This window comes from Heyndrickxia shackletonii, assembly GCF_001420715.1.
In the GTDB taxonomy this organism is placed as follows: domain Bacteria; phylum Bacillota; class Bacilli; order Bacillales; family Bacillaceae_C; genus Margalitia; species Margalitia shackletonii.
Genome location: NZ_LJJC01000004.1, coordinates 39,930 through 57,251 on the forward strand (window position 1 = coordinate 39,930; position 17,322 = coordinate 57,251).

Genomic DNA, 17,322 nt, shown 5'->3' on the forward strand with positions numbered 1-17,322 from the left:
ACAATGTTGGTCTTTGACTGCGATGAAGTGGAAGGTTGCCGACACACCCGGCCGCTTTGCCATGGCGAGTGTGGGGGAAATTTCCATGGAGAATGTCTATTTAAAATAGGCGAAAAAGGAGGGAAAGTAATGGCAAAACAAAAAATTCGTATTCGTTTAAAAGCATATGATCACAGAATCCTTGATCAATCTGCAGAGAAAATCGTGGAAACCGCAAAAAGATCTGGTGCAGCTGTATCTGGTCCGATTCCGCTTCCAACTGAAAAATCTGTTTACACAATCCTTCGTGCTGTGCACAAGTATAAAGATTCTCGTGAACAATTCGAAATGCGTACGCATAAACGTCTAATCGATATTGTGAACCCTACTCCACAAACAGTAGATTCATTAATGCGTTTAGATTTACCGTCTGGTGTAGACATCGAAATCAAACTTTAATAAATATTTTATGGAAAACAGGAGGTGTGACTCATGACCAAAGGAATCTTAGGAAGAAAAATCGGTATGACGCAAGTATTTGCTGAGAATGGTGATCTTATTCCTGTAACAGTAATTCAAGCAACTCCAAACGTTGTTCTTCAAAAGAAAACTGTTGAAACTGATGGTTACGAAGCAATTCAGCTTGGTTTTGAAGACAAACGTGAAAAGCTTGCTAACAAACCTGAAAAAGGTCATGTAACTAAAGCCAATACTGCTCCTAAGCGCTTCGTTCGCGAATTTAACGCAGAAAACTTAGATGGGTATGAAATTGGTCAAGAAGTCAAAGTTGATATTTTTGCAGAAGGTGACATCGTAGATGTAACTGGAATCTCTAAAGGGAAAGGTTTCCAAGGTGTAATTAAGCGCCACGGACAATCTCGTGGACCTATGGCTCACGGTTCTCGTTATCATCGTCGCCCTGGATCAATGGGTCCAGTTGCTCCAAACCGTGTATTCAAGCAAAAAGCATTACCTGGACGCATGGGTGGAGAGCAAATTACGATTCAAAACTTACAAATTGTTAAAGTTGATGTAGAACGCAACCTTATCCTTGTTAAGGGTAATGTTCCTGGTCCTAAAAAAGCATTGCTTAAAGTCAAATCAGCGATTAAAGCAAAGTAATTTAACACGAAGGAAAGGAGGAAACAGGAATGCCGAAAGTAGCTCTATACAACCAAGCTGGATCTCAAGTTGGAGAAGTAGAACTTAAAGATTCCGTATTTGGTATTGAACCAAACCAAAACGTATTATTTGATGCAATTGTTATGCAAAGAGCATCTTTACGTCAAGGTACTCACAAAGTGAAAAACCGTTCAGAAGTTAGCGGTGGTGGTAAGAAACCATGGCGTCAAAAAGGTACTGGACGTGCTCGTCAAGGATCTATTCGCTCACCACAATGGCGTGGAGGCGGTACAGTATTTGGCCCAGTTCCACGTAGCTATAGCTACAAATTACCAAAGAAAGTTCGCCGTTTAGCTATTAAATCTGCACTATCTTCAAAAGTATTAGAAGCTAATATTCTTGTACTAGAATCATTATCTTTTGATGCTCCAAAAACAAAAGAATTTGCAGCAGTTCTTAAAAACCTTTCTGTTTCTAAGAAAGCATTAGTAGTAACAGATGGTTCTGATGTAAATGTTGCCCTTTCAGCTCGTAATATCCCTGGTATTACTGTTGTTGAAGCAAATGGTATTAATGTTTTAGATGTAGTTTCACATGATCAATTAATCATCACGAAAGCTGCAGTTGAAAAAGTAGAGGAGGTGCTTGGTTAATGGATTCACGTGATATCATTAAGCGCCCCGTCATCACAGAACAATCTACTGATGTAATGGCTGACAAAAAATATACATTCGAAGTAGATGTACGTGCTAACAAAACACAAGTAAAAGATGCTGTAGAAGAAATCTTCGGTGTGAAAGTTGCAAAAGTTAATGTGATGAACTATAAAGGTAAGTTCAAACGTATGGGAAAACACGCAGGATATACTAACAAGCGCCGTAAAGCAATTGTTACCTTAACTCCTGATAGCAAAGAAATCGAGTTATTCGAAGTTTAATTATAAGTTCTTGAAAGAATAGAAGAGGAGGGAAAAACATGGCGATCAAAAAATACAAACCGACCTCTAATGGACGTCGCGGCATGACGGTATCTGATTTCGCGGAAATCACTACTGATAAACCAGAGAAATCATTACTTGCGCCTCTAAAAAGCAAAGGCGGCCGTAACAACCAAGGTAAGTTAACAGTTCGTCATCAAGGTGGCGGTCATAAGCGTCAATACCGTATTATCGACTTCAAACGTGATAAAGATGGTATACCAGGACGCGTTGCTACAATCGAATATGATCCAAACCGCTCATCAAATATCGCACTAATTAATTATGTTGATGGAGAAAAGCGTTACATCTTAGCTCCTAAAAACTTAAAAGTGGGTATGGAAGTTGTATCTGGACCAGATGCAGATATCAAAGTTGGTAATGCACTTCCGTTAGCTAACATCCCAGTAGGTACAGTTGTTCATAACATCGAGTTAAAGCCTGGTAAAGGTGGACAATTAGTACGTTCTGCAGGAACTTCTGCACAAGTTCTTGGTAAAGAAGGAAAATATGTACTAGTACGACTAACTTCTGGTGAAGTTCGTATGATTCTTGCTACTTGCCGTGCATCTATCGGTCAAGTTGGTAATGAACAACACGAATTAATCAACATTGGTAAAGCAGGTCGTTCTCGTTGGTTAGGCAAGCGCCCAACTGTTCGTGGATCTGTTATGAACCCTAATGACCATCCACACGGTGGTGGGGAAGGACGCGCTCCAATCGGACGTAAATCACCAATGTCTCCATGGGGTAAACCAACACTTGGTTACAAAACACGTAAGAAAAAGAATAAATCAGATAAATTTATTGTGCGTCGTCGCAAAAAATAACGCGATTGAACTACGGTTCAGGTATAGGGCCGTAGCGCAATCACGAAGGGAGGTTCGAGCATGGGTCGTAGCTTGAAAAAAGGACCTTTTGTTGATGAACATTTGATGGTTAAAGTCGAAAAGCTTAATGAATCAGAGAAAAAACAAGTAATCAAAACTTGGTCTCGTCGTTCTACAATCTTCCCAGCATTCATCGGACATACAATTGCAGTTTATGATGGTCGTAAACATGTACCGGTTTATGTTACTGAAGATATGGTAGGTCATAAGCTTGGTGAATTTGCACCAACTCGTACTTATAAAGGTCACGCTGGTGACGATAAGAAAACAAGACGCTAATGAGAGGAGGGCATCCCGATGCAAGCTAAAGCTGTTGCAAGAACAGTTCGAATTGCTCCTCGTAAGGCACGCCTAGTTGTTGATCTAATTCGAGGAAAGCAAGCAGGCGAAGCAATTGCTATTTTGAAGTATACTCCAAAAGCAGCTTCACCGATCATTGAAAAAGTATTAAAATCTGCTATTGCTAATGCAGAGCATAATTATGATTTGGACGTTAATAACCTTGTAGTTACTGAAGCATATGTAAATGAAGGACCGACACTTAAACGTTTCCGTCCACGTGCTATGGGACGTGCAAGCGCAATTAACAAACGTACTAGCCACATTACTATCGTAGTATCAGAAAAGAAGGAGGGATAATTCGTGGGACAAAAAGTACATCCAATAGGTTTACGTATCGGAGTCATTCGTGACTGGGAATCTAAATGGTACGCGGAAAAGGACTACGCTGACCTTCTACATGAGGACATTAAAGTTCGTGAATACATTGCAAAACGTTTAAGCGATGCATCTGTTTCTGGTGTTGAAATCGAACGTGCTGCAAATCGTATTAACATTACAATCCGCACTGCGAAACCAGGTATGGTCATTGGTAAAGGCGGTACTGAAGTGGAAGCACTTCGTAAAGCATTAAATGAACTAACTGGCAAACGCGTACACATTAATATTGTTGAAATTAAAAAAGCTGATATTGATGCTAAATTAGTAGCAGAAAATATTGCTCGTCAATTAGAAAATCGTGTATCATTCCGTCGTGCACAAAAGCAAGCTATTCAACGTGCAATGCGCGCTGGTGCAAAAGGAATTAAAACACAAGTTTCAGGCCGTCTTGGCGGAGCTGATATGGCTCGTACAGAAGGCTATAGCGAAGGAACTGTTCCACTTCATACTCTACGTGCAGATATTGATTATGCACATGCTGAAGCAGATACAACTTACGGTAAACTTGGCGTAAAAGTATGGATTTATCGTGGAGAGGTTCTTCCTACGAAGAAAAAGACTGAGGAAGGAGGAAAATAATCATGTTATTACCTAAACGCGTTAAATATCGCCGCGAACATCGTGGAAAAATGCGTGGTCGTGCAAAAGGTGGTACAGAAGTAGCATTTGGTGAATATGGTTTACAAGCTCAAGAAGCATCTTGGATCACTAACCGCCAAATTGAGGCTGCTCGTATCGCGATGACTCGTTATATGAAACGTGGAGGTAAAGTTTGGATTAAAATCTTCCCTCACAAACCATATACTGCAAAACCACTAGAAGTTCGTATGGGTTCCGGTAAAGGTGCTCCTGAAGGCTGGGTAGCAGTTGTTAAACCAGGTAAAATTATGTTTGAAATTGCAGGTGTATCTGAAGAAATCGCTCGTGAAGCACTTCGTCTTGCTGCTCATAAATTACCGGTTAAATGTAAATTCGTAAAACGAGAAGAAATTGGTGGTGAATCAAATGAAAGCTAATGAAATTCGTGACCTTACCACTGCAGAAATAGAACAAAAAGTAAAATCGTTAAAAGAAGAGTTGTTTAACCTAAGGTTCCAATTAGCTACTGGGCAACTTGAAAATACTGCTCGCATCCGTGAAGTACGCAAAGCGATTGCTCGCATGAAAACCGTGATCCGTGAGAGAGAGATCGGTGTTAACAATCGATAATGAGAGGAGGTTTGCACAATGAGTGAACGTAACCAACGAAAAGTTTATACAGGACGAGTTGTTTCTGATAAAATGGACAAAACAGTTACTGTTCTTGTAGAAACTTATAAAAAACACTCACTTTACGGCAAACGCGTGAAGTACTCTAAAAAATTCAAAGCTCACGATGAGCAAAATGAAGCGAAAATTGGCGATGTTGTTCGCATTATGGAAACACGTCCATTATCTGCGACAAAACGTTTCCGTCTTGTAGAAGTCGTTGAAAAAGCTGTTATTATCTAATATAAAGTATCGGATTCATGTTTATTCCGAAGGGAGGTAAACAATCATGATTCAACAAGAAACTCGTTTAAAAGTTGCTGACAACTCTGGTGCTAGAGAGGTTTTAACGATTAAAGTTCTAGGTGGTTCAGGCCGCAAAACAGCAAATATTGGTGATGTTATTGTTTGTACAGTAAAACAAGCAACACCAGGAGGCGTTGTTAAAAAAGGTGATGTCGTTAAAGCTGTTGTTGTTCGTACGAAAAGCGGTATGCGCCGTCCTGATGGATCATACATCCGTTTTGATGAAAACGCATGTGTAATTATCCGTGATGATAAGAGTCCTCGTGGAACTCGTATCTTTGGACCTGTTGCTCGTGAACTACGTAACAATAATTTCATGAAAATCGTATCCTTAGCTCCAGAAGTTCTTTAATATAATTAGATTTATAATCAAGGAGGTGCGATTAAGATGCATGTAAAAAAAGGCGACAAAGTAATGGTTATTACAGGTAAAGATAAAGGAAAAACAGGTGTAATCCTTGCTGCATTTCCTAAAAAAGACCGTGTGATTGTCGAAGGTGTAAACATTGTTAAAAAACATTCCAAGCCTTCACAAGTTAACCCACAAGGTGGAATCATTAGCCAAGAAGCACCTATTCACGTATCAAACGTAATGGTAGTAGATCCAAAATCAAACGAGCCAACTCGTGTTGGTTATCAAGAAGTAAATGGCAAAAAAGTACGTGTAGCGAAAAAATCTGGTGAAGTTTTAGATAAATAGTTCTTAGATGAAGGGAGGTACACTACATGAACCGCCTAAAGGAAAAATACGAAAAAGAATTAACTCCTGCTTTAACAAGCAAATTCAATTATAAATCAGTAATGCAAGTACCTAAAATTGAAAAAATCGTTATCAACATGGGTGTTGGTGATGCAGTTCAAAACTCAAAAGTACTTGACAATGCTGTCGAGGAATTAACATTAATCACTGGTCAAAAACCAGTTATCACAAGAGCGAAAAACTCCATCGCTGGATTCCGTCTTCGTGAAGGTATGCCAATTGGATGTAAAGTAACTCTTCGTGGAGAGCGTATGTATGAATTTCTTGATAAATTAATTTCAGTTTCACTTCCACGTGTACGTGACTTCCGCGGTATTTCTAAGAAGTCATTTGACGGCCGTGGAAACTATACACTTGGTGTTAAAGAACAGCTTATCTTCCCTGAGATTGATTACGATAAAGTAAGCAAAGTTCGCGGTATGGACATTGTTATCGTAACAACTGCTAATACAGATGAAGAAGCTCGTGAGTTATTAACTCTATTCGGAATGCCATTTCAAAAGTAATCGCTAAAAAAAAGGGAGGCGAAAACGTGGCTAAAAAATCTATGATCGTGAAACAAAAGCGCACACCTAAGTTTGAAGTGCAAGCTTATACACGCTGCGAACGTTGTGGCCGTCCACATTCAGTAATTCGCAAATTCAAACTTTGCCGTATTTGTTTCCGTGAACTCGCATACAAGGGTCAAATTCCTGGTGTTAAAAAAGCTAGCTGGTAAAACCCGAATTTGGGAAGGAGGTAAAAACTTATGGTAATGACAGATCCAATCGCAGATTTGCTTACTCGTATTCGAAATGCAAACATGGTGCGTCACGAAAAATTAGAAGTTCCTGCTTCTAAAATCAAAAGAGATGTTGCTGAAATTCTAAAGCGTGAAGGTTTCGTTCGTGATGTTGAATATATCGAAGATAACAAGCAAGGAATCATCCGTATCTTCTTAAAATACGGCGCTAACAATGAGCGTGTAATCACTGGCATTAAACGTATCAGTAAACCTGGATTACGTGTATATGCAAAAGCTGATGAGGTTCCTAAAGTTCTTAACGGCCTTGGAATAGCAATCGTATCTACTTCTCAAGGTGTACTAACAGATAAAGAAGCTCGTAACAAACAAGTTGGTGGAGAAGTACTAGCTTACGTTTGGTAATACTTGAAATGAACGGAGGTGCAGGTAAATGTCCCGTGTAGGTAAAAAACCTATTGAGATTCCATCTGGTGTAACGATTACAGTAGACGGAAATAACAATGTAACAGTGAAGGGTCCTAAAGGCGAGCTTTCTCGCGGATTTAACCCTGAAATCGGAATTAACGTTGAAGAAAATGTAATCAATGTTACTCGTCCTTCTGATTCAAAAGCACATCGTGCATTACATGGTACGACTCGTGCTTTGCTTTCAAACATGGTTGAAGGTGTTTCAAAAGGATATGAAAAAACTTTAGAATTAGTCGGTGTTGGATACCGTGCTCAAAAACAAGGTAACAAACTTGTATTGAACGTTGGTTATTCTCATCCTGTTGAATTTGAACCTGAAAGCGGTCTTGAGATCGAAGTACCTTCCAATACAAAAGTAATTGTAAAAGGTACAAGTAAAGAACGCGTTGGTGCGTTAGCTGCTAATATTCGTGACGTTCGTCCGCCAGAGCCTTATAAAGGTAAAGGTATTCGTTACGAAGGCGAATATGTACGTAGAAAAGAAGGTAAAACAGGTAAATAATGCTGCGTAGACAGTAGAAAGGAGTGACCCACAAATGATCACTAAGCCAGATAAGAATCAAGTACGTAAAAAAAGACATGCTCGTGTTCGCGCTAAATTAAGTGGTACTGCGACACGTCCTCGTTTAAACGTATATCGTTCTAACAAAAACATTTATGCACAATTGATCGATGATTTAAGTGGCGTTACATTAGCTAGTGCATCAACACTTGATAAAGACCTTAGCTTAGAATCTACAAGCAATGTTGAGGCTGCTCAGAAAGTTGGCGAACTTATCGCTAAACGTGCTGTAGAAAAAGGCTATACATCTGTTGTATTCGATCGTGGTGGATATCTCTATCACGGACGTATTAAAGCTCTTGCTGATGCAGCTCGTGAAAACGGACTAGAATTTTAATAGAAAAAGGAGGGACAAATAGATGCGTAACATTGATCCTAACAAACTTGAATTAGAAGAACGCGTTGTTACTGTTAACCGTGTTGCGAAAGTTGTTAAAGGTGGACGTCGCTTCCGTTTCTCTGCACTAGTCGTTGTAGGAGATAGAAACGGCCATGTTGGTTTCGGAACTGGAAAAGCACAAGAGGTACCTGATGCAATTCGTAAAGCGGTTGAAGATGCTAAGAAAAACTTAGTTGAAGTACCTATGGTAGGTACAACAATTCCACACGAAGTGATCGGTCGTTTTGGTGCTGGTTCTATTCTTATGAAGCCAGGTTCACCAGGTACTGGTGTTATCGCCGGCGGTCCAGTGCGTGCGGTACTTGAATTAGCTGGGGTAGCTGATATCACATCTAAATCTTTAGGTTCTAACACACCTATTAATATGATTCGTGCAACAATCGAGGGTGTTAAACAATTGAAGCGTGCAGAAGATGTTGCAAAATTACGTAATAAATCAGTAGAAGAACTGTTAGGATAAGGAGGGAATTATAATGGCAAACAAATTAGCAATTACCCTCACTCGCAGCTTGATCGGTCGTCCTCAGGATCAACGTGACACAGTTAAAGCTCTTGGTTTGCGTAAAGTAAATCAAACTGTTGAGCATGAAGATAATGCCGCTATCCGTGGTATGGTCACTAAAGTTGCTCATCTTGTAACAGTAAAAGAACAGTAATCTAATTTTTCTTATACAAGGAGGTGCCGACAAATGAAACTTCATGAATTACAACCTGCAGAAGGATCACGCAAACAGCGTAATCGTGTTGGTCGTGGAATTGGTTCCGGAAATGGTAAGACAGCTGGTAAAGGCCATAAAGGTCAAAACGCTCGTTCAGGTGGCGGAGTTCGTCTTGGTTTTGAAGGTGGTCAAACACCTTTATTCCGTCGTTTACCAAAACGCGGTTTCACTAATATCAACCGTAAAGATTATGCTATCGTTAATCTTGATGCATTAAATCGCTTTGAAGACGGTACTGAAATTACACCGGCTCTTCTTATCGAAACAGGTGTTGTAAGCAAAGAGAAAGCAGGAGTGAAAATTCTTGCTAATGGTAAGCTTGAGAAAAAAGTAACAGTAAAAGCTCACAAATTCTCCTCTGCTGCTAAAGAAGCAATTGAAGCTGCTGGCGGAACTACCGAGGTGATTTAATGTTCTCAACAATCTCCAATTTTATGCGTGTGCGTGATATTAGACGTAAAGTTTTCTTTACTCTTTTAATGTTAGTTGTTTTTAGAATTGGAGCTTACATTCCTGTTCCATTTGTAAATGCGGCTGCATTGGAAGCGAATGATCAAAATGGATTTTTCAATATCCTAAATACATTTGGCGGTGGAGCGCTTTATAAATTCTCACTATTTGCGATGGGAATTATGCCGTATATCACCGCTTCCATCATTATTCAGTTATTGCAAATGGACGTTATTCCTAAGTTTACGGAATGGTCTAAACAAGGTGAAGTGGGACGTCGTAAATTAGCTCAATTTACACGTTACTTCACAATCATTCTTGCTTTTATAGAAGGCCTCGGTATGGCATATGGATTCAACTCCTTGACACAAGGGCAGTTAATTTTGAATCCTAACTGGGGAACTTATCTGATCATAGCTATTGTTTTGACTGCCGGTACTGCATTTTTAATGTGGGTAGGTGAGCAAATTACGGCATATGGTGTTGGTAACGGAATTTCTATTCTAATTGCCGCAGGTATTGTTGCCAGAGTGCCAAACATGATTAGCCAAGTATTTGAGCAACAATTTAAAAATGCTGGTCAACAGTTATTTTTAAAAATTATAATCTTATTACTTATTATTTTAGTTGTGATAGCAATTGTAGTTGGAGTAATATTCGTACAACAAGCTTTACGTAAAATTCCAATTCAATATGCACAACGTCTTGCAGGTCGTAATCCTGTTGGGGGACAAACGACTCATTTACCATTAAAAGTAAATGCAGCAGGGGTTATTCCAGTTATCTTTGCGGTATCGTTTATCGTAGCACCAAGAACAATCGCATCTTTCTTTGGTTCCAACAATGTAACAGATACGATTCAGTGGGTATTCGATTATACGAAACCGGTGGGTGCTATAATCTATGTTGCGTTAATTATAGCTTTCACTTATTTCTATGCGTTTGTTCAAGTGAATCCAGAACAAATGGCTGATAATCTAAAGAAACAAGGCGGATATATTCCGGGAATTCGACCTGGCAAAAGTACGCAAGAATATCTTACACGTGTATTGTATCGCTTAACATTTGTAGGATCTATATTCCTTGCAGTTGTATCGATTTTACCGGTAATATTCACTTCGATTGCAGGGTTACCGCCGGCAGTTCAAATCGGTGGAACAAGCTTACTTGTTATGATCGGTGTGGCACTTGATACAATGAAACAATTAGAATCACAGCTTGTAAAGCGTCATTATAAAGGTTTTATTAAGTAATACTATGTTTTAGGAGCAGGTCGCTTGTTCCTAAAACATGGATTAAGTCTTAAGGGGGAAGTACTGGTGAATTTAGTGTTAATGGGTCTTCCCGGTGCCGGAAAAGGAACACAAGCCGAACGAATCGTGGATAAGTATCATATTCCACACATCTCCACTGGAGATATGTTCCGCGCTGCTATAAAAGAGGGCACGGAGCTAGGTGTAAAAGCCAAGTCCTTTATGGATAAAGGTGAGCTTGTTCCAGATGAAGTTACAATCGGCATTGTTCGAGAACGATTAAGCAAAAAGGATTGTGAAGATGGTTTCTTACTTGATGGTTTCCCAAGAACAGTTCCGCAAGCTGAAAGCCTAGAAGCAATTCTTACTGATTTGAATAAGCAAATAGATTTTTGTGTAAATATTCAAGTAGACAAAGATATTTTAATGGAGCGTTTAACTGGTCGTCGTATTTGTAAAAATTGCGGTGCCACATATCATCTTGTCTTTAATCCTCCTGCTAATCCGGGTGTTTGTGATCGATGCGGCGGAGAATTATATCAAAGAGCTGATGATAATGAAGAAACTGTTCAAAACCGTTTAGAGGTTAACATTAAACAAACTCAGCCACTACTTGATTTTTATGAGCAAAAAGGATATTTGCGTACGATTAACGGTCAGCAAGATATTAATAAAGTATTTGCTGATATTGAAAATTTGCTAGAAGGTTTATCAAAATAATCTTCTAAGCTAATAATTTTCCAATAAAATAGGAATTACAACACTGAATTGGATGTAATTGCTGAAAAATTTCTTTTAAGGTTTGATGCAATTCCTTCTTATAAACGTTATAATGGAATGCGTGGGTGCATATGTGCTTAAATGAACAAAGAAATTTGTTCTTTATATTTCATAAGATCGTTCTTAAGATGGAATCATCTAGCATCTTTTGCGATGTTAATTTATAATGGCTGTCATGGTGATTCTTTATTGACCTATCCTTTAGGTACAATTGACATAGAAACCGGGAAGCTATTAGAGGTGACTTGAGAAATCACTAATCATGGCTTACAAGAATGAAAGCCTGGTGAGCGTCTTTCGAACATCTCTCATGCGATTCATTAATTGTCGTAGCAAAAGGGCTTTTTCCGTGTTGGCAAGTATGCCGAACATAGGATTGGTCAAGAATTACATGAAGACACACCAATACCTCCTAAAAGAGGTATTAAATGTGGTCCCAAATGTTAGATAGAAGGGAGACTGGTTCGGTGGCGAAAGACGATGTTATCGAGGTTGAAGGTACTGTAAGTGAAACTTTGCCAAATGCAATGTTTAAGGTAGAATTAGAGAATGGCCATACCGTTTTAGCGCATGTATCCGGTAAAATCAGAATGCACTTTATTCGTATTTTACCAGGAGATAAAGTTACGGTTGAGCTTTCTCCATATGATTTGACACGCGGAAGAATTACGTATCGTTATAAATAATATGAATGCACTCCGTACTGTTAAGGAGGTAAAGACAAATGAAAGTCAGACCATCAGTAAAGCCAATCTGCGAAAAATGTAAAGTTATTCGCAGAAGAGGTAAAGTTATGGTTATTTGTGAGAACCCTAAACATAAACAAAAACAAGGATAATTTGAAGGAGGTGCGCTTTTTCAATGGCACGTATTGCAGGTGTTGACATTCCACGTGATAAGCGTGTAGTGATCTCATTAACTTATGTCTATGGTATTGGTAAACCAACTGCTCAAAAGGTTCTAGCTGAAGCAGGTGTATCTGAGGATACTCGCGTTCGTGATTTAACAGAAGAAGAGTTAAATAAAATTCGCGATATTATCGATAAACTTAAAGTAGAAGGTGACCTTCGCCGTGAGGTTTCTTTAAACATCAAACGTTTAATGGAAATTGGTTCTTACCGTGGTTTACGCCATCGTCGTGGCTTACCAGTTCGCGGTCAAAATACGAAGAACAATGCTCGTACTCGTAAAGGTCCTCGTAAAACTGTTGCAGGTAAAAAGAAATAATTAGTAAAGGAGGTTTCTTAATAGAATGGCACGCAAAACTAATACTCGTAAACGTCGTGTGAAAAAGAATATCGAATCAGGTGTTGCACACATTCGTTCTACATTTAACAATACAATTGTAACTATTACAGATCCACATGGTAATGCTCTTGCTTGGTCAAGTGCGGGTGCATTAGGATTTAAAGGTTCTCGTAAATCTACTCCATTCGCAGCACAAATGGCAGCTGAAACAGCAGCAAAAGCTTCTATGGAGCATGGTATGAAAACTCTTGAAGTAACTGTTAAAGGTCCTGGTGCAGGTCGTGAAGCTGCAATCCGTGCTCTTCAAGCTGCAGGATTAGAAGTAACAGCTATTAAAGATGTAACACCAGTTCCACATAATGGATGTCGCCCACCAAAACGCCGTCGTGTTTAATTTTTTCTGTATGAGATTTTGTATCCCTGTCTATAATGGGATATGATATGTTTTTGAAACAGATAAGATTAATCCAGTTGTTGTGCACAAACGGGAATGTATACATGGGGAATTTCGGGTTATTAGAATTAGATTCTTACCGGGGTTTCGACGTTTTGAAGGAGGGTAAATTTGAATGATTGAAATTGAAAAACCAAAAATTGAAACGGTTGAGGTCAACGATGATGCATCTTATGGAAAGTTCGTCGTAGAACCGCTTGAGCGTGGATATGGTACAACTTTGGGTAACTCCTTACGTCGTATCCTATTATCCTCACTCCCAGGTGCCGCTGTCACGTCTATTCAAATAGATGGGGTAATGCATGAGTTCTCAACAATTGAAGGCGTCGTAGAAGATGTTACATCTATTATCCTAAATCTTAAAAAGCTAGCATTGAAAATTTATTCTGACGAAGAGAAGACGCTTGAAATTGATGTACAGGGAGAAGGAGTTGTAACAGCTGCAGATATTACGCATGATAGTGATGTAGAAATCTTAAATCCAGATTTATATATTGCTACATTGGCAAAGAATGCTCATTTCCGTATGCGTATGACTGCAACAAGAGGTCGCGGCTATACACCGGCAGATCTTAATAAGCGTGAAGATCTCCCTATCGGAGTTATTCCTATCGACTCTATTTATACTCCTGTTCAACGTGTAAATTACCAAGTGGAAAATACACGTGTAGGACAAATGTCCAATTTTGACAAGCTCTCACTCGATGTTTGGACTGATGGCAGCATTGGACCAAAAGAAGCCATTTCTCTTGGTGCAAAGATTTTAAATGAACATTTAAATATCTTTGTCGGATTAACGGATGAGGCTCAAAATGCTGAGATCATGGTTGAAAAAGAAGAGGATCAGAAAGAAAAGGTTCTTGAAATGACCATTGAAGAATTAGATCTTTCCGTTCGTTCCTATAACTGTTTAAAACGTGCCGGAATCAACACTGTTCAGGAATTAGCTAACAAGACTGAAGAAGATATGATGAAAGTACGTAACTTAGGTCGCAAGTCTTTAGAAGAAGTAAAAGCTAAGTTAGAAGAACTTGGTTTAGGCTTAAGAAAAGACGATTGATGAAAAAAGTATAATTCAACAAGGGAGGGAAACTTCATGCCTTACAGAAAGTTAGGACGTACAAGTGCCCAACGTAAAGCATTACTTCGTGATTTAGCAACTGACTTAATCATCAACGAACGCATCGAAACAACTGAAGCTCGTGCTAAAGAATTACGTTCAGTTGTTGAAAAGATGATTACACTTGGTAAACGTGGTGATTTACACGCACGTCGTCAAGCAGCTGCATATATTCGCCATGAAGTAGCAAATGCTGAAACAAACGAAGATGCTGTTCAAAAGCTATTCGGTGACATTGCAACTCGCTACCAAGAACGCCAAGGTGGATACACTCGTATTATGAAACTTGGACCTCGTCGCGGTGACGGTGCACCTGTAGTAATTATTGAATTAGTATAATATTTTTTTACATCAAGGGCAGGACAGTTATTCATAACTGCTTCAATGCCCTTTTTGTATAATGTTAAAGCTATTAGAGTGTTACGATGGGCATCTCTCTTTTATTAGGTGTCCCGTCTAGCTCCTTGTATCCCTCTCCATCTCTTATGTAAGAGTTATGATAAAAAGGGCGCGCACAACCTTGGAGAGGGGTGCGGGCTTTTTTATTTATTATGTAAATTCTCCTTTTTAATGACATAATAGAAGAGCAGAGAAAGAAAACATCAGACTAGATTAGACTAGCTTAGAATGAGGAGGAAAGAAGTTGGCAGAACCAATAATTACAATAAATAATATATTTTTTAAATATGAAGGCCAGGAAAATTACGCATTAGAAGATATCTCCCTGCAAGTGATGGAGGGGGAATGGCTTGCTATTGTTGGTCATAATGGTTCGGGGAAATCAACATTGGCCAAGCTTTTAAACGGACTTCATTTCCCGGAAAAAGGGGACGTTATAGTAGATGGTATTTCATTATCAGAAGAGACTGTCTGGGATGTAAGGAAAAGAATCGGGATGGTCTTCCAAAATCCAGATAATCAGTTTGTTGGAACAACAGTTCAGGATGATGTGGCTTTTGGTTTAGAAAATAACGGAATACCGCGAGAACTGATGGTTGAAAGAGTTCACGACGCTTTAGAAAAAGTCAATATGTCAGGCTTTCTGAATCAAGAGCCGCACCATTTATCAGGAGGACAAAAGCAAAGAGTAGCCATTGCCGGAATCATTGCATTACGGCCGAATGTAATTATATTAGATGAAGCAACTTCGATGTTAGATCCTAAGGGACGATTAGAGGTAGTAAATACGATTCGAGAATTAAAGGATAAAACAGGTCTTACTGTTATTTCCATTACACATGATTTGGAAGAAGCCGCAAAAGCAGATCGTATTATCATTATGAACGGTGGCAAGGTATATGGGGAAGGTTCCCCTAGTGAAATATTTGAGATGGATGAAGAATTAGTAAAATTGGGTTTAGATATTCCTTTTTCGATTAAAATGTCTAAATCACTGAAAGAAGTAGGTTATCCTTTATCAACATATTATCTAACAGAAGAAGAATTGGTGGACGCATTATGGACATTACACTTGAACAAGTAGAATACAAATACCAAGCAGGTACGCCATTTGAAAGACGGGCTCTTCATGATATTAATCTCCATATTCCACAAGGGACATTTCTAGCAATAATCGGCCATACAGGTTCGGGGAAATCAACTTTATTACAGCATCTTAATGCGTTGCTGCAGCCGACTGCTGGTACAATTACAATCGGTGATCGTACCGTTACATCTGGTAAAAAGGAAAAACAATTGCGTCCAATACGTCAAAAGGTTGGAATTGTTTTTCAATTTCCGGAGCATCAGCTTTTTGAAGAGACAGTGGAAAAGGATATATGTTTCGGGCCAATGAATTTTGGTGTAGCAAAAGAAGATGCTCAGAAGCGAGCAAAAGAGCTAATCTCACAGGTTGGTTTGCCTGAAGAAGTTCTGGAGAAGTCACCGTTTGATTTATCTGGAGGACAAATGAGAAGGGTTGCGATTGCAGGTGTGTTAGCGATGGAACCGGAAGTTCTTGTTTTGGATGAGCCTACTGCGGGCTTGGATCCAAGAGGCCGTAGAGAGATTATGGACATGTTTTATCATTTGCATAAGGAAAAAGGACTTACTACCATTCTTGTTACACACAGTATGGAGGATGCCGCTATGTATGCGGATGAAATTGTTATTTTGCAGCATGGAGAATTAAAACAAAAAGGAAGTCCGCGAGAGATTTTTTCTGCTCCTCAAGAATTAATGTCTCTAGGTCTTAACGTTCCGGATGTTGTTCGCTTTCAATATTTATTTGAGGAAAAATTTCATTTGAAGTTAGGAAAGACTTGCCTTACTATTGAGGAATTAACGGAAGCCCTAAAGAATGTTGAATTGCGAGGTGTGCGGACATGATGGAGAAAATGATATTCGGGCGATATGTACCAGCGGACTCCATCGTACATCGCTTAGATCCACGCTCGAAGCTTATATTTGTATTCGCCTTTATTTGTATAGTTTTTTTAGCAAATAATTTTGTTACCTATGCAATTTTAACCGTTTTTACATTCTTTCTGATTTTTGTCTCCAAGATTCCACTTCGGTTTTTTATTAATGGATTAAAGCCGGTTCTTTGGTTAATCCTATTTACATTGGTTTTGCATTTGTTTTTTACGAGGCAAGGTCATCTTCTATTTCATTTTGGATTTATTAAAATCTATGAAGAAGGGGTAAAGCAAGGAATTTTTATTTCATTAAGATTTATGAATCTGATATTTGTAACTTCCTTACTAACCTTAACCACATCGCCAATTTCGTTAACAGATGGTTTAGAAACATTATTAAATCCTTTAAAAAAGATCAAATTCCCTGTTCACGAGCTGGCTTTGATGATGTCTATCTCCTTGCGATTTATTCCTACTCTGATGGACGAGACAGATAAAATTATGAAAGCACAAATGGCCAGAGGGGTCGATTTTTCTAGTGGTCCTCTAAAGGATCGGATTAAAGCAATTGTTCCGTTATTGATTCCTCTTTTTGTTAGTTCTTTTAAGCGTGCCGAGGAGCTGGCAACGGCGATGGAAGCAAGAGGATATCGAGGAGGAGAAGGCAGAACGAAGTATCGGCTGTTATTGTGGCATCTGCCCGATACTACAAGTCTAATCGTATTAATTTTCATTACAGCAATTTTAACTATTCTAAGATCATAA

General features: G+C 39.0%; 32 protein-coding genes. All 32 read left to right on the forward strand.

What is annotated here, in order from left to right; translation table 11 throughout:
- The first annotated feature begins 129 nt into the window (after window positions 1-129).
- The 32 genes from rpsJ to AN964_RS00355 all read left to right on the forward strand — a co-directional run bounded on the left by rpsJ (window position 130) and on the right by AN964_RS00355 (window position 17,322).
- A complete protein-coding gene (rpsJ, locus tag AN964_RS00200) occupies window positions 130-438 on the forward strand; it encodes a 30S ribosomal protein S10 (RefSeq protein WP_003354783.1) in 309 nt (102 codons plus the stop codon).
- Window positions 439-471: 33 nt separating this feature from the next.
- Window positions 472-1,101 carry a 50S ribosomal protein L3 gene (gene rplC, locus AN964_RS00205; RefSeq protein WP_055737801.1) on the forward strand — a complete coding sequence of 210 codons (630 nt, stop codon included), beginning with the start codon at window positions 472-474 and terminating at the stop codon, window positions 1,099-1,101.
- 29 nt (window positions 1,102-1,130) lie between these two features.
- Entirely contained in the window at window positions 1,131-1,754 is a 624-nt protein-coding gene (gene rplD, locus AN964_RS00210) for a 50S ribosomal protein L4 (RefSeq protein WP_055737802.1), read from the forward strand.
- Complete coding sequence (gene rplW, locus AN964_RS00215; RefSeq protein WP_055737803.1) at window positions 1,754-2,038, forward strand: 50S ribosomal protein L23; 285 nt, start codon at window positions 1,754-1,756, stop codon at window positions 2,036-2,038. The genes rplD and rplW overlap by 1 nt, the downstream gene beginning before the upstream one ends.
- 38 nt (window positions 2,039-2,076) lie before the next feature.
- Window positions 2,077-2,907 (forward strand): 50S ribosomal protein L2, encoded by an 831-nt coding sequence (gene rplB, locus AN964_RS00220; protein ID WP_055737804.1) that lies wholly within the window; start codon window positions 2,077-2,079, stop codon window positions 2,905-2,907.
- A 60-nt stretch (window positions 2,908-2,967) separates the two neighbouring features.
- A complete protein-coding gene (rpsS, locus tag AN964_RS00225; RefSeq protein ID WP_055737805.1) occupies window positions 2,968-3,246 on the forward strand; it encodes a 30S ribosomal protein S19 in 279 nt (92 codons plus the stop codon).
- 18 nt (window positions 3,247-3,264) lie between these two features.
- A complete protein-coding gene (rplV, locus tag AN964_RS00230; RefSeq protein WP_055737806.1) occupies window positions 3,265-3,606 on the forward strand; it encodes a 50S ribosomal protein L22 in 342 nt (113 codons plus the stop codon).
- A 3-nt stretch (window positions 3,607-3,609) separates the two neighbouring features.
- A complete protein-coding gene (gene rpsC, locus AN964_RS00235; RefSeq protein ID WP_055737807.1) occupies window positions 3,610-4,266 on the forward strand; it encodes a 30S ribosomal protein S3 in 657 nt (218 codons plus the stop codon).
- 2 nt (window positions 4,267-4,268) lie between these two features.
- The gene (gene rplP / locus AN964_RS00240) at window positions 4,269-4,703 is read left to right on the forward strand and encodes a 50S ribosomal protein L16 (RefSeq protein WP_055737808.1); all 435 of its coding nucleotides are present in this window, start codon (window positions 4,269-4,271) and stop codon (window positions 4,701-4,703) included.
- A complete protein-coding gene (rpmC, locus tag AN964_RS00245) occupies window positions 4,693-4,896 on the forward strand; it encodes a 50S ribosomal protein L29 (protein ID WP_003351417.1) in 204 nt (67 codons plus the stop codon). Before rplP ends, rpmC begins: the two co-directional genes overlap by 11 nt.
- An 18-nt stretch (window positions 4,897-4,914) precedes the next feature.
- Window positions 4,915-5,178, forward strand: a complete 264-nt coding sequence (rpsQ, locus tag AN964_RS00250; RefSeq protein WP_041966521.1) for a 30S ribosomal protein S17 — start codon at window positions 4,915-4,917, stop codon at window positions 5,176-5,178.
- Between the two features lie 46 nt (window positions 5,179-5,224).
- The gene (gene rplN, locus AN964_RS00255) at window positions 5,225-5,593 is read left to right on the forward strand and encodes a 50S ribosomal protein L14 (RefSeq protein ID WP_055737809.1); all 369 of its coding nucleotides are present in this window, start codon (window positions 5,225-5,227) and stop codon (window positions 5,591-5,593) included.
- A gap of 36 nt (window positions 5,594-5,629) precedes the next feature.
- Window positions 5,630-5,941, forward strand: coding sequence for a 50S ribosomal protein L24 (rplX, locus tag AN964_RS00260; RefSeq protein WP_055737810.1), 312 nt, complete (start codon window positions 5,630-5,632; stop codon window positions 5,939-5,941).
- Between the two features lie 26 nt (window positions 5,942-5,967).
- The gene (rplE, locus tag AN964_RS00265; RefSeq protein ID WP_055737811.1) at window positions 5,968-6,507 is read left to right on the forward strand and encodes a 50S ribosomal protein L5; all 540 of its coding nucleotides are present in this window, start codon (window positions 5,968-5,970) and stop codon (window positions 6,505-6,507) included.
- Between the two features lie 26 nt (window positions 6,508-6,533).
- Window positions 6,534-6,719: a type Z 30S ribosomal protein S14 gene (locus AN964_RS00270; RefSeq protein WP_055737812.1), complete on the forward strand. Its 186-nt coding sequence runs from the start codon at window positions 6,534-6,536 to the stop codon at window positions 6,717-6,719.
- A gap of 30 nt (window positions 6,720-6,749) precedes the next feature.
- Window positions 6,750-7,148 carry a 30S ribosomal protein S8 gene (rpsH, locus tag AN964_RS00275; RefSeq protein ID WP_055737813.1) on the forward strand — a complete coding sequence of 133 codons (399 nt, stop codon included), beginning with the start codon at window positions 6,750-6,752 and terminating at the stop codon, window positions 7,146-7,148.
- Window positions 7,149-7,176: 28 nt separating this feature from the next.
- Window positions 7,177-7,716 (forward strand): 50S ribosomal protein L6, encoded by a 540-nt coding sequence (rplF, locus tag AN964_RS00280; RefSeq protein WP_055737814.1) that lies wholly within the window; start codon window positions 7,177-7,179, stop codon window positions 7,714-7,716.
- Window positions 7,717-7,750: 34 nt separating this feature from the next.
- Window positions 7,751-8,113: a 50S ribosomal protein L18 gene (gene rplR / locus AN964_RS00285; protein ID WP_055737815.1), complete on the forward strand. Its 363-nt coding sequence runs from the start codon at window positions 7,751-7,753 to the stop codon at window positions 8,111-8,113.
- A 22-nt stretch (window positions 8,114-8,135) separates the two neighbouring features.
- Window positions 8,136-8,636 (forward strand): 30S ribosomal protein S5, encoded by a 501-nt coding sequence (rpsE, locus tag AN964_RS00290; RefSeq protein ID WP_055737816.1) that lies wholly within the window; start codon window positions 8,136-8,138, stop codon window positions 8,634-8,636.
- 13 nt (window positions 8,637-8,649) lie between these two features.
- Entirely contained in the window at window positions 8,650-8,832 is a 183-nt protein-coding gene (rpmD, locus tag AN964_RS00295) for a 50S ribosomal protein L30 (RefSeq protein ID WP_055737817.1), read from the forward strand.
- Between the two features lie 33 nt (window positions 8,833-8,865).
- A complete protein-coding gene (rplO, locus tag AN964_RS00300) occupies window positions 8,866-9,306 on the forward strand; it encodes a 50S ribosomal protein L15 (protein ID WP_055737818.1) in 441 nt (146 codons plus the stop codon).
- Window positions 9,306-10,598, forward strand: coding sequence for a preprotein translocase subunit SecY (secY, locus tag AN964_RS00305; protein ID WP_055737819.1), 1,293 nt, complete (start codon window positions 9,306-9,308; stop codon window positions 10,596-10,598). The genes rplO and secY overlap by 1 nt, the downstream gene beginning before the upstream one ends.
- Window positions 10,599-10,664: 66 nt before the next feature.
- A complete protein-coding gene (locus AN964_RS00310) occupies window positions 10,665-11,318 on the forward strand; it encodes an adenylate kinase (RefSeq protein ID WP_055737820.1) in 654 nt (217 codons plus the stop codon).
- A 527-nt stretch (window positions 11,319-11,845) separates the two neighbouring features.
- Entirely contained in the window at window positions 11,846-12,064 is a 219-nt protein-coding gene (gene infA, locus AN964_RS00315; protein WP_055741079.1) for a translation initiation factor IF-1, read from the forward strand.
- A gap of 38 nt (window positions 12,065-12,102) precedes the next feature.
- Window positions 12,103-12,216 (forward strand): 50S ribosomal protein L36, encoded by a 114-nt coding sequence (gene rpmJ / locus AN964_RS00320; RefSeq protein WP_000868344.1) that lies wholly within the window; start codon window positions 12,103-12,105, stop codon window positions 12,214-12,216.
- A 23-nt stretch (window positions 12,217-12,239) separates the two neighbouring features.
- Window positions 12,240-12,605: a 30S ribosomal protein S13 gene (gene rpsM, locus AN964_RS00325; RefSeq protein ID WP_055737821.1), complete on the forward strand. Its 366-nt coding sequence runs from the start codon at window positions 12,240-12,242 to the stop codon at window positions 12,603-12,605.
- A 25-nt stretch (window positions 12,606-12,630) separates the two neighbouring features.
- The gene (gene rpsK / locus AN964_RS00330) at window positions 12,631-13,020 is read left to right on the forward strand and encodes a 30S ribosomal protein S11 (protein ID WP_055737822.1); all 390 of its coding nucleotides are present in this window, start codon (window positions 12,631-12,633) and stop codon (window positions 13,018-13,020) included.
- A 175-nt stretch (window positions 13,021-13,195) separates the two neighbouring features.
- Window positions 13,196-14,140, forward strand: a complete 945-nt coding sequence (locus AN964_RS00335) for a DNA-directed RNA polymerase subunit alpha (protein WP_055737823.1) — start codon at window positions 13,196-13,198, stop codon at window positions 14,138-14,140.
- Between the two features lie 36 nt (window positions 14,141-14,176).
- Complete coding sequence (gene rplQ, locus AN964_RS00340) at window positions 14,177-14,539, forward strand: 50S ribosomal protein L17 (protein WP_055737824.1); 363 nt, start codon at window positions 14,177-14,179, stop codon at window positions 14,537-14,539.
- A gap of 304 nt (window positions 14,540-14,843) precedes the next feature.
- Window positions 14,844-15,683, forward strand: coding sequence for an energy-coupling factor ABC transporter ATP-binding protein (locus AN964_RS00345; RefSeq protein ID WP_055737825.1), 840 nt, complete (start codon window positions 14,844-14,846; stop codon window positions 15,681-15,683).
- Window positions 15,659-16,528, forward strand: a complete 870-nt coding sequence (locus AN964_RS00350; RefSeq protein ID WP_055737826.1) for an energy-coupling factor ABC transporter ATP-binding protein — start codon at window positions 15,659-15,661, stop codon at window positions 16,526-16,528. Before AN964_RS00345 ends, AN964_RS00350 begins: the two co-directional genes overlap by 25 nt.
- On the forward strand, window positions 16,525-17,322 hold the full coding sequence (locus tag AN964_RS00355; RefSeq protein ID WP_055737827.1) for an energy-coupling factor transporter transmembrane component T family protein: 798 nt from the start codon (window positions 16,525-16,527) through the stop codon (window positions 17,320-17,322). Before AN964_RS00350 ends, AN964_RS00355 begins: the two co-directional genes overlap by 4 nt.